Origin of the sequence: Bradyrhizobium sp. B117 (genome assembly GCF_038969555.1) — a bacterium.
Taxonomy (GTDB): domain Bacteria; phylum Pseudomonadota; class Alphaproteobacteria; order Rhizobiales; family Xanthobacteraceae; genus Bradyrhizobium.
Genome location: NZ_CP152414.1, coordinates 4,675,786 through 4,689,975, shown reverse-complemented (window position 1 = coordinate 4,689,975; position 14,190 = coordinate 4,675,786). Strand labels below are relative to the sequence as shown.

Annotated in this window: 13 protein-coding genes; 7 read left to right on the top strand and 6 right to left on the bottom strand. The window is 64.4% G+C overall.

What is annotated here, in order from left to right:
- Nucleotides 1-73: 73 nt before the first annotated feature.
- On the bottom strand, nucleotides 74-1,024 hold the full coding sequence (locus AAFG16_RS23065; protein WP_342740649.1) for a lytic transglycosylase domain-containing protein: 951 nt from the start codon (nucleotides 1,022-1,024) through the stop codon (nucleotides 74-76).
- Between the two features lie 89 nt (nucleotides 1,025-1,113).
- On the opposite strand from AAFG16_RS23065, the gene AAFG16_RS23060 reads away from it, so the two are divergent.
- Nucleotides 1,114-1,752 (top strand): HAD family hydrolase, encoded by a 639-nt coding sequence (locus tag AAFG16_RS23060; RefSeq protein ID WP_342740648.1) that lies wholly within the window; start codon nucleotides 1,114-1,116, stop codon nucleotides 1,750-1,752.
- Nucleotides 1,753-1,849: 97 nt separating this feature from the next.
- On the opposite strand, the gene AAFG16_RS23055 is transcribed toward AAFG16_RS23060, so the two are convergent.
- Nucleotides 1,850-2,890 (bottom strand): phenylacetaldoxime dehydratase family protein, encoded by a 1,041-nt coding sequence (locus tag AAFG16_RS23055; protein WP_342740647.1) that lies wholly within the window; start codon nucleotides 2,888-2,890, stop codon nucleotides 1,850-1,852.
- Nucleotides 2,891-2,919: 29 nt separating this feature from the next.
- On the bottom strand, nucleotides 2,920-3,936 hold the full coding sequence (locus tag AAFG16_RS23050; RefSeq protein WP_342740646.1) for a carbon-nitrogen hydrolase family protein: 1,017 nt from the start codon (nucleotides 3,934-3,936) through the stop codon (nucleotides 2,920-2,922).
- A gap of 196 nt (nucleotides 3,937-4,132) precedes the next feature.
- On the opposite strand from AAFG16_RS23050, the gene AAFG16_RS23045 reads away from it, so the two are divergent.
- The 5 genes from AAFG16_RS23045 (at nucleotide 4,133) to AAFG16_RS23025 (ending at nucleotide 8,431) form a co-directional block, all read left to right on the top strand.
- Nucleotides 4,133-5,089 (top strand): helix-turn-helix domain-containing protein, encoded by a 957-nt coding sequence (locus tag AAFG16_RS23045; RefSeq protein ID WP_283086425.1) that lies wholly within the window; start codon nucleotides 4,133-4,135, stop codon nucleotides 5,087-5,089.
- Between the two features lie 92 nt (nucleotides 5,090-5,181).
- Complete coding sequence (locus AAFG16_RS23040) at nucleotides 5,182-5,418, top strand: hypothetical protein (protein ID WP_283086424.1); 237 nt, start codon at nucleotides 5,182-5,184, stop codon at nucleotides 5,416-5,418.
- Between the two features lie 116 nt (nucleotides 5,419-5,534).
- Entirely contained in the window at nucleotides 5,535-6,560 is a 1,026-nt protein-coding gene (locus AAFG16_RS23035) for an aldo/keto reductase (RefSeq protein ID WP_342740645.1), read from the top strand.
- Between the two features lie 195 nt (nucleotides 6,561-6,755).
- Nucleotides 6,756-6,917 (top strand): hypothetical protein, encoded by a 162-nt coding sequence (locus AAFG16_RS23030; RefSeq protein ID WP_342740644.1) that lies wholly within the window; start codon nucleotides 6,756-6,758, stop codon nucleotides 6,915-6,917.
- A 92-nt stretch (nucleotides 6,918-7,009) separates the two neighbouring features.
- Complete coding sequence (locus AAFG16_RS23025) at nucleotides 7,010-8,431, top strand: MFS transporter (RefSeq protein WP_342740643.1); 1,422 nt, start codon at nucleotides 7,010-7,012, stop codon at nucleotides 8,429-8,431.
- Between the two features lie 97 nt (nucleotides 8,432-8,528).
- Here the strand turns inward: AAFG16_RS23025 and clpA are convergent, their stop codons facing one another.
- Nucleotides 8,529-10,937 carry an ATP-dependent Clp protease ATP-binding subunit ClpA gene (gene clpA, locus AAFG16_RS23020; protein WP_342740642.1) on the bottom strand — a complete coding sequence of 803 codons (2,409 nt, stop codon included), beginning with the start codon at nucleotides 10,935-10,937 and terminating at the stop codon, nucleotides 8,529-8,531.
- Between the two features lie 283 nt (nucleotides 10,938-11,220).
- Nucleotides 11,221-11,553, bottom strand: coding sequence for an ATP-dependent Clp protease adapter ClpS (gene clpS / locus AAFG16_RS23015; RefSeq protein WP_283086419.1), 333 nt, complete (start codon nucleotides 11,551-11,553; stop codon nucleotides 11,221-11,223).
- Nucleotides 11,554-12,037: 484 nt separating this feature from the next.
- On the opposite strand from clpS, the gene AAFG16_RS23010 reads away from it, so the two are divergent.
- The gene (locus AAFG16_RS23010; protein WP_342740641.1) at nucleotides 12,038-13,387 is read left to right on the top strand and encodes a pilus assembly protein; all 1,350 of its coding nucleotides are present in this window, start codon (nucleotides 12,038-12,040) and stop codon (nucleotides 13,385-13,387) included.
- Between the two features lie 75 nt (nucleotides 13,388-13,462).
- Here AAFG16_RS23010 and AAFG16_RS23005 read toward each other — a convergent pair whose 3' ends face one another.
- Nucleotides 13,463-13,801, bottom strand: coding sequence for a phasin family protein (locus AAFG16_RS23005; RefSeq protein WP_024341049.1), 339 nt, complete (start codon nucleotides 13,799-13,801; stop codon nucleotides 13,463-13,465).
- Nucleotides 13,802-14,190 lie beyond the last annotated feature (389 nt).

Genomic DNA, 14,190 nt, shown 5'->3' with positions numbered 1-14,190 from the left:
CATAACGGGCAATGCGGCGGCCCGCGTCAAGGAAGCGCGCGGCGGGGCTGGCATGCGTGAGAAGACAGAAGCCCTACCCGGTCACGCCCCGGTTCTTCAGCACGAAGCAGGCGCCACCGGCCTTGCGGATCTTATTGCACAGATCATCCGCCTCGTTGCGCGTGTCCGCGCCGATGCGCACCTGATAGAACGCGCGCGTGCCGCGGCTGCGCATCACCGAGCTCAGCAGGCTCGGATCACGCTCGCCGATCACGGCGCTCAGCTTCGTGACGGCCCGGGAATACATCGCCAGCGCCTTGTTGCGGTCGAAGCCGGCCGCAAGCTGCACGCCCCAGATCTTTGCGGCGGCAAGCTCCACATGCTGCTCGAGCTCGGCGACGAACGGATTTGGCGCGCGCTTGAGCAGCGCCATCAGATCGCGGCAGCTCGTCGGCGGCGAGCTCGGCGGCCCCTTGCCGGTGCTGCCGGCCTTGGCCCAGGCATCGACGCTCGCGCCGGTGATGGCATAGACATAGTTGCGGGTCTGCTCCGGCATGCCGCCGGTGCCGGCGAGCCATTCCTGCACTCGGCGCGGTCCCGCATTGTAGGCCGCCGCCGCGAGGCCGAGGTTGCCGAACTGGTTTCGCAACTCGTTCAAGAATTCGGCCGACTTCGGCAGCGCCTGCACCGGATTGAACGGATTGAGGAGCCCGCGCTCGCTCGCGGTGCCCGGCATGAACTGCGCGATCCCCTGGGCGTGCTCGCCGCTACGCGTCATCGGCCCCACCGCATCGGCCTGGAAGCGGCTTTCCTGCCAAATCACGCGGGCGAAGAACTCCAGCGGCAGGTTATTGTCGCGCGCGGCCGCCTCCACAATCAGGCAGATAGATTCCCGCGTATTGCTTTCGCGCGCGTCAGGTTTCTCAAGGGGATGTGCAAGCTCCTCGACGCTCGGATGCACGAACCGGTTCGGTGTCTCCTGGCCAGGCGCGGGCGACACCGCGACGGCAAGGCAGAACACAGCAATAACCTGGGTTATACGCATGGCGTCCATGATAGCGGACAAATCGGACCTTGACTTGAGGGCCCAGCCAACTAGCAACGGGCGACGATATCAACGCCGGTCCCGCCCAGATGGCTACAATCTATTTTGATCTTGACGGCACGCTGACCAACCCGAAACCCGGGATCACCCGCTCGATCCAGTACGCGCTGGAGCGGCTGAACGTCGCGGTGCCGAGCGAGGACGAACTGACCTGGTGCATCGGCCCGCCACTGCATGCCAGCCTGGAGAAGCTTACCGGCAGCTCGGAACTCGCTGACCGCGCGCTGCTGCTCTATCGCGAGCGCTTCAGCGATGTCGGCCTGTTCGAGAACGAGGCCTATGGCGGGATCAAGGACACATTATCCTCGATTGCCGCGACGCATCAGCGCATGTTCGTGGCGACCAGCAAGCCGGCAGTCTATGCCACCCGCATCGTCGATCATTTCGGCCTGAAGCCGTATTTCGAGCGCGTGTTCGGCTCCGAGCTCGATGGCACGCGCGTCGACAAGCGCGACCTGCTGCGCTACGCGCTCGACCAAGCCAAGGTCGATCCCGCCGATGCGATCATGATCGGCGACCGCAGCCACGACGTGGTCGGCGCCCGCACCAACGGCATGACCGCGATCGGCGTGCTCTATGGCTATGGCAGCGAGGCCGAGCTGCGGGATGCCGGCGCACATCACATCTGCGCCGCGCATTCCGAGTTGCTCGGCCATTGCCTGGCCTAAAGCGCGATGAGATCAGGATGAATCGTCATCGCGCTTTAGCTTGTTGTTTGCGCATGATCTTTTCGGAAAACCGCTGTGCACTTTTCCGGATCATGCTTTAGACGCTGACGGTCTCCACCGCCGCAAGCATGCCGGTCTTCGCGTGACAGTTCAGGTATTCGAAGAACTGCTCGTCCGCGGCTGCCACCGTGACCTCGTGATAGAGCCGCAGCTTGGCTGACGGCCCGAGCGTCGAGAGGTACTTCATCGCCGCGCCGAAGATCCTGACATGGGTCGGATGCGACTCCGCCCAGCGCTCGAGCGCGGCGAGGCTCTTCCACCAGCTCTGGCCGTAGGACTTTTCGCTCGTGCTGCCGTCATTCGCGAGCACACGCATGTAGCGGTTGGCGTAGCAGCCGATCGCAAGGCCGTCGTCGCGCAAGAAATCCATGCCCTCACGCAGCACCGGCTCGACGTCGTCGAGATAGAGCTTCCGCTCGGACGCCTCGGTATCGCTCCAGTCCTGCCCCGAGCGGATCAGGCAGAGATTATCGTGTGCCTTGACGCGCAGGCGCGCGCCGTCGCGGATCAGCTCGGGAGTACCCGCCGGCGACATCGGATCGGTCTGCGACAGCGGAATGCGATCGCGCATGCCGCCCCAATAAGCGTGCTCCTGCACCTCGCCGCTCATGCCGCCTGCGATGACGGCGACGCCCTCGGGCCGGTCGGGCGAGGAGAACAGCGTCTCATACCGCGCCAGCGCAGGACGCAGCACTTCGATGAAGGTACCGATGCCATCCCAGGCCCTGCCGGTCCAAACTTCGCGCGCCGACGCAAACCAGGCATCGAAGCGCGCAACGTCGTCCCAATAGGCCACCGAGACGACGGTCTCATAGCCGGCCTGGTCGACATAATGCGCGCGGTCCCAGTGCGAGGGACCGCCCTCGCCCGCGAACCGCCCGGCAATCTCCGCGAGCGCCTCGGTCGCGGCCACCGGAGCTGACCGACGATACTGCACGCCGAAATAGGCCATCACGACCCGGCTCACGGCCGGCTTGTAGCGCGCCACGAAGGACGGATATGGCGGCTGGTAGTCATCAGGCACGCGCTTGTGGCGCGTGCGCGCCGTTTCGAGATGTAGAGGAATTGCGGATTCCATGATCGTGCCCTCCCCTTGATCTCGGGCGATCAGCTCGCCGCCGCGCCGATGTCCGTGGGCTCGACGCTGTCGACCGGCAGTGCAAACTGCTCGACGCGCTTGTACGGCTTGTTGTTGAGCAGGAGCCGCGTCACGTCGGGCCGCGAATAGTGCCCGGCGGGATCGGCCGCGTTCTTGGCGACACCGATGGCGCCGAGATCGATCTCGGCGATCAAAAGCCCCTCCTGATCCGGCGCCAGCTTGTCCCCGATCTGACTGCCGTCGGGGCCGTAGATCGCAGCAAAGCCGCCGCCGGTATGCAGCAGCGCGTGCTTGTCGGGCCGGTCGCAGAGCTCGTCGATCATCGCCTGCGAGACGGTCGCGCAAGGCGCCAGCACGAAACAGGAGCCTTCCACCGCATAGACGCGCGAAGCCGCATTGTTGACCTCGGCGCCGAGCGCCGGCGCGAAGGGATCGTAGAGCGAGAAGCTCGGCCAAGCCGCGACATGCACCTGCTCGTTCTGGGCATACATCGCGTATTTCGACAGCGGCTGGAGATGCTCCCAGCAGCACAGCGCCCCCAGGCGGCCGATGTCGGGCCGCGCGTGGACGGCCAGATCGCTGCCGTCGCCCTCGCCATAGACGGTGCGCTCGGCATGGGTCGGCCGCAGCTTGCGGCGCTTTGCGATGGTCTCGCCATCGGGCCCGATCAGCCATTGCGCGAGATAGAGGCTGCCGCCGTCGCGCTCGGACAGTCCGATCACGGCCGTCAGCTTCGCTCTTCGAACGGCCTCGCGCAGCCGCTCGGCCTGCGGGCTGTCATAGGCCAGCGAATTGTCGAAATAGCGCTGCACGAAGCCGCGGCCGATCGCCCAGGCCGGCGAGTCCATCCAGATATGCCAGGGGTAACCGGGGATGAAGGCCTCGGGAAAGGCGATCAGCTTCGCCCCCTTCTCGGCGGCCTCCCTGATCAGCGCGACCGACTTGTCGATCGAGCCGTCGAGATCGAGCCAGGCCGGGGCCGCCTGCACCACCGCCACCTTGTATTTCGGATGTTCGATGCCCATTCCCGCCTCCCTTGCCGGTTGATCGGAAGCCACGTCCGATGCAGTCTATTTGGCCAAGCCGGGCGGCCGCGCGCTCGACCGCGGCGGAACAAAAACTCGACTGGACGGAAGCGCCGACCCGGTACGGAATTTGCCTCGGCCGAGGATCGATCCGCGCCAGCATGCGGTTTGCAGGATGTGACAGGGAGGCTTGCCGATGCCAATCCAGTTCACGACAGACGGCAGCCCCGGCTACCGGCGGCTGGCGCTTTGGCAGGACATCGTGTGTGACGTCTTCGTCGGGCTCGACTGCAAGTCCGATCTCGGCAGCGCCTTTCGCGGCTCGGTCACACAGGCCCCGCTCGGCAAGGCGGTGTGCTCAGAGGTCTGCTCCGACCGCCAGCACGTGTTCCGCACACCCTCTCGCATTGCACGTTCGGATCAGGATTTCGTTCTCATCGCACTCGGCAATCGCGGTCACGGCGGCTTGGTGCAGGACGGCCGCGAGACCGTGATCCATCCCGGCGAGTTCGCGCTCTACGACACCACGCGGCCCTATGAGCTGAAGTTCAACGAGGCCTTCACACAGACCATCTTCAAGGTGCCGCGGGAAATGCTGCAGCGGCGGCTCGGCGCCACCGAGACGCTCACCGCGATGTCGTTCGGGGCTGACGCACCGCTCGAACGGCTCGCCTACGATTTCATCTTCCGGCTTTGCCAGAGCGCGGACCTGCTTGCGCCGGATCATGCCGCGGCCTTGTCGGAGCAGGCCGTCGATCTGTTGGCGATGGCGCTGAGCGAACGGCTCGGCAAGGCATCGCTGCCGTCCTCGACCCACCGTTCCGCCCTGCTCTACCGGCTGAAGGCGCACATCCGCGCGCACCTTGCCGATCCCGACCTCTCGCCGGCGGAAACCGCCGCCGCAATCGGCATCTCGCCGCGCTACGTCAATGATCTGCTCGCCGATGAAGACATGTCGTTCCAGCGCTATGTCCTTGCCGAGCGTCTCGCGCAATGCAGGCGCGACCTCGCCTCGCCCGTGCTTGCGCACCGCCACATCAGCGAGATCGCGTTCGCTTGGGGCTTTAACGATCTCTCGCATTTCGGCCGCGTCTTCCGCGAGCATTTCGGAATGTCGCCGCGCGACTTCCGGCAGAGCCAGTTGCGGCACTGAGCAGCCATCTGCGCGAGCCTTCGCTTCAGGCGAAGGCAATGCTCGCCAATTCCAGATTGTGTTGTGTTGCTGCGTGGATCAGGCTGCCAGGCATGAGGACTCAGTCTACGATAAGCGGATCGGAGCTGCTGCTGGGTGTGATCGCGATCCGGCTCGCAGTCCTCGTCCTGGTGGGCTGGAGCCTGACTCTGCTGCCGCGGCAGGCGCGTGACGGCGAGGTCGCCTGTTTCCCCTCGCCTGCGACACGGGGCGAGGCTCAGTCTTCGGCGAAGACAGCCGGTCCGCGCATTGCCGATGCGGCATTCGATGACATGCGTCTGCACGACTAGGTCGTTTCCAAGCAAGGCCGGTATGTGAGCCTAGCGTAGGACAGCGCGCGTACTTGCATTACCATTGAACTCCAAGGCCGCACTGATCAATCAGCGGCCAGCCGAGGAGCAGATCAATGGAATACCGACGCTTGGGCCGGTCAGGCCTCATGGTGCCCGCTTTGAGCCTTGGGACCGGCACCTTCGGCGGCGTCGGCCGCCTTGCCGCTTGGGGCACGACCGACGCGACCGAAGCGCGGCGTCTTCTCGATATCTGCCTCGAAGCCGGCGTGTCGATGTTCGACACCGCGAACGTCTATTCGCTCGGCGAGTCCGAGCGCGTTCTCGGCGAAGCCATCAAGGGCCGCCGCGACAAGGTGCTGGTCTCGACCAAGGCGACGTTTCGCTTCGGCGACGGCCCCAACGACATCGGCTCGTCGCGGCAGCATCTGCTAACCGCCATAGACGCCTCGCTGAGCCGGCTCGGCACCGATTACATCGACCTGTTCCAGCTCCATGGCTTCGACGCCTTCACGCCGCCCGAGGAGGTGCTCAGCACCCTCGATGTGCTCGTGCGCGCCGGCAAGATCCGTTATGTCGGCGTCTCGAATTTTTCGGGCTGGCACCTGATGAAGTCGCTCTCCGTTGCCGACAAGCACGGCTTCCCGCGCTACGTCGCCAACCAGACCTACTATTCGCTGATTGGGCGCGACTATGAGTGGGAGCTGATGCCGCTTGGTCTCGACCAGGGCCTTGGCGCGGTGGTCTGGTCGCCGCTCGGCTGGGGACGCCTCACCGGAAAAATCCGCCGCGGCCAGCCGAAGCCCGAGGTGAGCCGCCTGCCCAAGACCGCCGAGTTCGGCCCGCCGGTGCCGGACGAGCACGTCTATCGGGTGGTCGATGCGATCGACGAGGTCGCGACGGAAACCGGCAAGAGCGTGTCGCAGATCGCGCTGAACTGGCTGCTCCAGCGTCCGACGGTGTCGACGCTGATCATCGGCGCGCGCAACGAGGCGCAGCTGCGCGAGAATCTCGGCGCGGTCGGCTGGTCATTGACCAAGGACCAGATCGCCAAGCTCGATGAAGCGAGCAAGGTGACGCTGCCCTATCCCTATTGGCACCAGCGTGGGACCTTCACGGACCGTAATCCGCCGGCGGTCTAAAGCGCGATGAGATTTGGGTGAATCGTCATCGCGCTTTAGGTTGTTGTTTACGCATGATCTTTCCGGAAAACCGCTTCGCACTTTTCCGGATCATGCTTTAGCAGCCGGTCGATCTGCTTCGTCCCCGGCGGCTTGAGCTGCATCAAGCCGTGAGGGGCCGGCCGTGGCATCGTATGGCGTTCGCGAGGCCCCCCGATGCGCCGCTTTGCCATGAAGGCCTTGTTCACGGCCCTCAACCTGAACCGCGTCGAGCGGACGCGGATCGACTGGGATCGCACCGCCATTGTCGCGTCGACGGCGGTGACGCTCGGCCTCGTCGCGCTCTACATTTGGGGCAAGACGACCGCGCGCTGGTAGCGGCCGGTTCCGGAACTATCGCGGTCCCGTCCGGTTGGCGCAATACTCCGCCAGCTGGCGCGTTCGATTCGCCAAACCAGACGCTGCTCACGATGTCGACAGTCACGATCGAGCAGGCCGACGGCCTGCCGCTGCCGCAGCGCCGATGGGCCATTCTCACCATCGCGCTCGGCATCACCATGTCCGTGATCGACGGCGCCATCGCCAACGTGGCACTACCGACCATCGCCGCCGACCTCAAGGCGAGCCCGGCCTTCTCGATCTGGATCGTCAACGGCTACCAGCTCGCCATCACCATCTCGCTGCTGCCGCTCGCCTCACTCGGCGAGATCGTGGGCTACCGGCGCGTCTATCTGGCGGGACTTGCGCTGTTCACTCTCGCCTCCGCGTTCTGCGCCGTGGCGCACTCGCTGCCGCTGCTGACGGTCGCGCGCATCGTCCAGGGCTTCGGCGCGGCCGGCATCATGAGCGTCAATACCGCGCTGGTCCGCTTCACCTATCCGCACGCACTGCTCGGGCGCGGCATCGCGCGCAACGCGCTCGTCGTGGCGGTGTCGGCCGCGATCGGGCCGACGCTGGCATCGGGCATCCTCGCCGTCGGCAGCTGGCCCTGGCTGTTCGCGATCAACGTGCCGATCGGTACGGTCGCCGTTGTCCTCGGCGCGCGCTGCCTGCCGCACACGCATCTCGCGGCGCATTCGTTCGACTGGCAAAGCGCGGGCTTAAGCGCCGTCACCTTCGGCGTCGGCATTTTTGCCGTCGACAGCGTCGGCCATGGCGAGCCGCTTCTCACCTGCCTGATCGAATTCGCCGTCGCCGCGGTCGCAGGCGCCGCGCTGATCTGGCGCGAGACCCATATGGCCGCGCCGCTGCTGCCGGTCGATCTGCTGCGCATCCCGATCTTCGCGCTGTCGATCGCGACCTCGATCGCCTCGTTCTGCGCCCAGATGCTGGCCTTCGTCGCAATCCCGTTCTACCTGCAAAGCCGCTTCGGCTATTCGGCCGTGCATATGGGGCTGCTGATCACGCCCTGGCCGATCACGGTGGCGTTCGCCGCCCCGCTCGCCGGTCGCTTGGTCGAGCACTATCCCGCCGGCCTGCTCGGCGGCATCGGACTTTTGCTGTTCGCGGGCGGGCTGGCCTCCCTCGCCATGCTACCGGCCGAGCCCGGCGCCTTCGACATCGCCTGGCGCATGGCGCTGGCCGGCTTCGGATTCGGCCTGTTCCAGACACCGAACAACCGCACCATGATCGCGGCCGCCCCGCGCGAGCGCACCGGCGGCGCCAGCGGCATGCTCGGCACCGCCCGGCTGCTCGGCCAGACCACCGGCGCCGCGCTGGTCGCGCTGTTCCTCGGCCGCTACCCGCAGGAGGGAACCAGGATCGCGCTGCTGGCCGGCGTCGGCTTTGCGCTGTGCGGCGCGCTGCTCAGCATGTTGCGCCTGTCGCCCACCGCCGCGCGCGGCGCTGAGCATGTGCGGGTGCAGGACGGGCAGCGGATGAAGGGGGATTGAGGCCGCGACGGTTCGTTCACGCGACGGCGCGGCCAGTTCTCGCCAAAAACAAAAAGGCCGGCTGAACAGCCGGCCTTTTCGATGATGTCGCTCGCGATCAAGCCTTGACCAGCGGGCCCTTCGAGGTCGGCCCCTTCGAGCCACCAGGACCGCCCGGCTTCGACTTGCCCGGCGGGCGCTTGCGGGTGCCGGGCAGCTTCTCCTGCTTCGGCGTGACCGGGCCCTCGACGAATTCGAAGCCGATCTTGTCCTTGGTCTCGTCGGCTTCGTCCTTGACCAGGACGACGCGGACGTGGCCGCCGCCCTTGAGCTTGCCGAACAGCACCTCGTCGGCGAGCGGCTTCTTGATGTGCTCCTGGATCACGCGGGCCATGGGTCGTGCGCCCATCTGCTCGTCGTAACCATGCTGGACCAGCCAGGACTTGGCGGGGTCCGACAGCTCGATGGTGACATCGCGGTCGCCGAGCTGCGCCTCGAGCTGAAGCACGAACTTCTCGACGACGGTACCGATCACCTCGACGCTGAGATGGCCGAACGAGACAATGGCATCGAGACGGTTACGGAATTCCGGCGCGAACTGCCGGTTGATCGCCTCGTGGTCGTCGCCTTCCCGCTTCGAGCGCGTGAAGCCAAACGCCTGCTTGGCGAGGTCCGAAGCGCCCGCATTCGTGGTCATAATCAGGATCACGTTGCGGAAGTTGACCTGCTTGCCGTTGTGATCGGTGAGCCGGCCGTGGTCCATGATCTGGAGCAGCACGTTGTAGAGGTCGGGATGCGCCTTCTCGATCTCATCGAGCAGCACCACGCAATGCGGATGCTGGTCGACGCCATCGGTGAGCAGGCCGCCCTGGTCAAAGCCGACATAGCCGGGAGGCGCGCCGATCAGGCGCGACACGGTGTGCCGCTCCATGTATTCGGACATGTCGAAGCGCAACAGCTCGACGCCGAGCGACGCCGCGAGCTGCTTGGCGACTTCGGTCTTGCCGACGCCGGTCGGACCCGAGAACAGGTAGCAGCCGATCGGCTTCTCCGGCTCGCGCAGGCCGGCGCGGGCGAGCTTGATCGAAGCCGCGAGCGACTCGATCGCCTTGTCCTGGCCGAACACGGTGCGCTTCAGCGTCTGCTCGAGATGCTTGAGCACCTCGGCATCGTCCTTGGACACGCTCTTCGGCGGGATCCGCGCCATCGAGGCGATCGTGGTCTCGATCTCCTTGATGCCGATGGTCTTCTTGCGCTTGTTCTCGGCCACCAGCATCTGCGCCGCACCGGACTCGTCGATCACGTCGATCGCCTTGTCCGGCAGCTTGCGGTCGTGGATGTAGCGCGAGGACAGCTGCACTGCAGCCTCGATCGCCTCATTGGTGTATTTCAGCCGGTGGTAGTCCTCGAAGTAAGGCTTGAGGCCCTTGAGGATCGCGATCGCGTCCTCGACCGTCGGCTCATTGATGTCGATCTTCTGGAAGCGCCGCACCAGCGCGCGGTCCTTCTCGAAGTGCTGCCGGTATTCCTTGTAGGTGGTCGAGCCCATGCAGCGGATGGTGCCCGAGGCGAGCGCCGGCTTGAGCAGGTTCGAGGCGTCCATCGCCCCGCCCGACGTCGCGCCCGCACCGATAACGGTGTGGATCTCGTCGATGAACAGGATGGCGTTGGGATGGGCTTCGAGCTCCTTCAGCACCTGCTTGAGGCGTTCCTCGAAGTCGCCGCGATAGCGCGTGCCGGCGAGCAGCGTGCCCATGTCGAGCGAGAACACGGTCGCAGCCGCCAGAACCTCCGGCACCTCGCTGTCGACGATGCGCTTGGCGAGGCCCTCCGCGATCGCGGTCTTGCCGACGCCGGCTTCGCCGACGAACAGCGGGTTGTTCTTCTGCCGGCGGCACAGCACCTGGATCGCGCGGTTGATCTCGGAATTGCGTCCGATCACCGGATCGATCTTGCCGTCGCGCGCCTTCTTGTTGAGGTTGACGCAATAGGTCTCGAGCGCCTCGCCCTTCTTCTTGGCGTCCTCGTTGCCCTTGGTCTCGGTCTCCTCGTCGACGCCGCGAACGGGGCGCGCCTCGGAGACACCAGGCCGCTTGGCAATGCCATGGCTGATGTAGTTGACGGCGTCATAGCGCGTCATGTCCTGCTCTTGCAGGAAATACGCTGCATGACTTTCACGTTCGGCGAAGATCGCGATCAGCACGTTGGCTCCGGTCACCTCTTCGCGGCCGGACGACTGCACGTGGATCACCGCGCGCTGGATCACGCGCTGGAAACCGGCGGTCGGCTTGGCGTCGTCGGCGCCATCCGTCACCAGGTTCTCGAATTCGGTCTCAAGATAATTGACGAGGCTCGTACGGAGCTTGTCGAGATCGACGCTGCAGGCGCGCATGACCGCAGCTGCATCGGAATCGTCGATCAAAGAGAGCAAAAGATGCTCGAGCGTCGCGTATTGGTGATGACGCTCGTTTGCGATCGCCAGTGCACGATGCAGGGATTGTTCAAGGCTTTGGGAAAAAGTCGGCATTCGCGTCCTCTATGGCCCCCACCATCATGATCGCCATCGCCCGGTCAGGCAACAACAACCTTTGTCACATATAGTTATACAAGATCGCGGCGAAAGACCGGTTCCGCGACTCGGCGGCGACACGCCTGCGGTATTTTCGATGCAAAACCCGTTCCGATTTGGGCAGAACTACCCATCTGGGCAGGATTGACGCTGGCGCCGATGTTCGCCGGATCATGCAGCAGGGCGTGCTGCCGTCACCCACCACACGAACAGAACCACTCTAAAGAACTCGAACGCGCGATTATTTCTTTTCCATCACGCATTGCAGCGGATGCTGGTGCTTGCGGGCGAAGTCCATCACCTGCGTCACCTTGGTCTCGGCGATCTCGTAGGTGAACACGCCGCACTCGCCGATCCCGTGATGGTGGACGTGCAGCATGATCTTGGTCGCCGCCTCGACGTCCTTCTGGAAGAACTTCTCCAGCACGTGGACGACGAATTCCATCGGCGTGTAGTCGTCGTTCAGGATCAGCACGCGATACAGGTTCGGCCGCTTGGTCTTGGGCTTGACCTTGGTGATGACCGACGTGCTCGGCCCGGTCGGGCCGCCCGCGCGGTTCTCGTCATTGCTCATACGCGGAGCGTGGGCAGCGGCTGGCGCGGACAGGTCGAGTCTGGAAGACAGGTGCGGCATGGCTCAGGTGTTCAAATTCCCAACGGAAGCGAATGACGACTCGCCGCGTAACCCCGCCCTCCGGAGCTTCGCGCCGGCGCGCCGCCTTGTTGGATCGCCGCTCCCGACGGATCCGGTCCAAGCCGGATCGTTCGCTAGCAATATGGGCCTGCCCCCGGCTCGCCGCAAGCGTGCAAAGGTCTGGCCGATGCGGCCGCGGCGGTCCCGACTCCGGTCCGGGCGATCCTGGCCAAGGTTAATCAATCCGGATCGATTTGACAAAAATTTCCGCCCGCCTGTTTAGAGCCTGTTGACCAGGAACCCGGCCGCAACGCGGCCGCGACGGTTTCGCGCGGGATGTCTCCGGTTTTCTACGGCCACGTTTACCTGCCATTCAAGGGCTTGGCGCGAAATCGGGCAAAATTTACAGATTTCGGGGATCGTCATGTTTCGCCTGCCCGTTATCCGCCGTCTTGGTCGACAGCTCGCCCGCTTTGCAGCGGCCGAGCACGGCAATATCGCCGTGATCTTTGCGATCGCGCTGGTCCCGGTGCTGACATTCATCGGTGCAGCCGTCGACTACAGCCGCGCAGTCCAGGCCCGCACCTCGATGCAGGCGGCCCTCGACTCCACCGCACTGATGCTCTCCAAGGACCTGTCGTCCGGCACCATCAACACGTCGCAGCTGGGCACCAAGGCGCAGCAGTATTTCAACGCGCTGTTCACCGCCACCAACTCGATCCCGACGGTCAGCGTCGCGGCCACCTACACCACGAACACCAGCATGGGCTCGACGATCCAGGTCTCCGGAAGCGGCACCTACACGACCAGCTTCATGAAGATTGCCGGCTTCCCGACGCTCGACATCGGCACGACATCCACCAGCGCCTGGGGCTTGGTGCGCATGCGCGTCGCCATGGTGCTCGACAACACCGGATCGATGGCCGATGACGGCAAGATGCCGGCGATGCAGACCGCCGCCAAGAACCTCATCGATCAGCTCAGCGCCCTCGCCAAGACCAATGGCGACGTCTACATCTCGATCGTGCCGTTCGCCAAGGACGTCAATGTCGGCGCCAGCAACTACAACAAGTACTGGATCGACTTCACCGATTGGGACGCCGCCCACGGAAGCTGGACCTGCTCCTCGCCCACCAACTGGGGCGGCTGCAACAACTGGACGTGGACGCCGGCCAATCACAACACCTGGACCGGTTGCGTGGTCGACCGCGACCAGGACTACGACACCAAGAACACCACGCCGACCAGCGGCAATAGCGGGACGCTCTTCCCGGCGGACCAGTATTCATATTGCCAATCCGGAAGCTCGGCCTATTTGCAGCCGATCGTGCCGCTGAGCTACGACTGGTCTTCGCTCAAGACCGTGATCAACAACATGAAGCCGACCGGCAACACCAACCAGGGCATCGGGCTCGCCTGGGGCTGGATGACGCTGTCGACCGGCGATCCCATGAACGCGCCGCCCAAGGATACCAACTACACCTACAAGGACGCGATCGTGCTGCTCTCCGACGGTCTGAACACGCAGAACCGCTGGTACAGCAATGCCTCGCAGATCGACGCGCGGCAGAAGAAGCTGTGCGACAACGCCAAGGCCGCGAACATCACGATCTACACGGTGCAGGTCAACACCGGCCACGATGCGACCTCGAGCGTGCTGCAATATTGCGCCAGCAGCACCGACAAGTTCTATCTGGTGACGTCGGCGGACCAGACCGTGTCGGTGTTCAAGGACATCGGCACTTCGCTGTCCAAGCTGCGCGTGGCGCGCTGAGACCACCCGCCAGAACAACAAAAAAAGCCCGGCTGGATCAGCCGGGCTTTTTGATTCCAGGATGACCGGAAAGGCTTAGTTGGCGGCCGGGGTGAACTTCGAGACGATGGTCTCGACCGGCTTGAACGCCTGCTTGGCGAGGTCGCTGTAGAGGCCGGCGATCTTCTGCGATTCCGCGACGAAGGTCTCGTAGGCGGAACGGGCGAAATCGGTCTGGGCTTCCATGGCCTTGTCCAGCGACTTCACGCCGGAAAGCTTCTCGACGAAGGACTTGGTGTCTTCGAACGACTTCTTGGTGTAGTCGCCATAGGCGCTGGCGATCGCCTGGAGACCGTGCTGCACCGAGGTCGCGGAGGCGACGCACTGCTCGAACTGCTCTTTCCCGTAGTTCTGAAAGTCTTCAACCTTGAACATTTCGCAATCCTTTTCCCTGGCTCTCGTCGGGAAGCCCCGGCTCCCTGACTCTGCCCACAAATAGTGCAACGCACAAAAATGTCAAGAATCTTGTGCGACGCACAAAAGCGGATGCAAGAATAGATACAAGTCGCGGAAATTACCGGGTTTTCCCGCAATGGTTCCTTAAGCTTTTGGAAACCGCAGCCCCCTACCCTGATTCCCTGGACGTGTTCAGCTTCCGCAGGCGGTCAAAAGCCGTTCGAGAACATCACCTTAGCCAGAATAGCGGCTCAGGCCCAACGTCTCCCGTGGCGAACACCCGCGGAGGGACAGCCTGAGCAGGTAATGATCCCGGGTCGAGTGGGCACAATTTCGCCTCACGAGCCGGTGATCAAGTCAGAAACGGG

Bases quoted from the DNA above. Each gene is read 5' to 3' on its own strand.
- clpS (WP_283086419.1), bottom strand. From the start codon at position 11,553: ATGAGCAATGACGAGAACCGCGCGGGCGGCCCGACCGGGCCGAGCACG.
- clpA (WP_342740642.1), bottom strand. From the start codon at position 10,937: ATGCCGACTTTTTCCCAAAGCCTTGAACAATCCCTGCATCGTGCACTG.
- AAFG16_RS23040 (WP_283086424.1), top strand. From the start codon at position 5,182: ATGAGGACTCAGTCTACGATAAGCGGATCGGAGCTGCTGCTGGGTGTG.
- AAFG16_RS23045 (WP_283086425.1), top strand. From the start codon at position 4,133: ATGCCAATCCAGTTCACGACAGACGGCAGCCCCGGCTACCGGCGGCTG.
- AAFG16_RS23005 (WP_024341049.1), bottom strand. From the start codon at position 13,801: ATGTTCAAGGTTGAAGACTTTCAGAACTACGGGAAAGAGCAGTTCGAG.
- AAFG16_RS23035 (WP_342740645.1), top strand. From the start codon at position 5,535: ATGGAATACCGACGCTTGGGCCGGTCAGGCCTCATGGTGCCCGCTTTG.
- AAFG16_RS23060 (WP_342740648.1), top strand. From the start codon at position 1,114: ATGGCTACAATCTATTTTGATCTTGACGGCACGCTGACCAACCCGAAA.
- AAFG16_RS23010 (WP_342740641.1), top strand. From the start codon at position 12,038: ATGTTTCGCCTGCCCGTTATCCGCCGTCTTGGTCGACAGCTCGCCCGC.
- AAFG16_RS23030 (WP_342740644.1), top strand. From the start codon at position 6,756: ATGCGCCGCTTTGCCATGAAGGCCTTGTTCACGGCCCTCAACCTGAAC.
- AAFG16_RS23055 (WP_342740647.1), bottom strand. From the start codon at position 2,890: ATGGAATCCGCAATTCCTCTACATCTCGAAACGGCGCGCACGCGCCAC.
- AAFG16_RS23065 (WP_342740649.1), bottom strand. From the start codon at position 1,024: ATGCGTATAACCCAGGTTATTGCTGTGTTCTGCCTTGCCGTCGCGGTG.
- AAFG16_RS23025 (WP_342740643.1), top strand. From the start codon at position 7,010: ATGTCGACAGTCACGATCGAGCAGGCCGACGGCCTGCCGCTGCCGCAG.
- AAFG16_RS23050 (WP_342740646.1), bottom strand. From the start codon at position 3,936: ATGGGCATCGAACATCCGAAATACAAGGTGGCGGTGGTGCAGGCGGCC.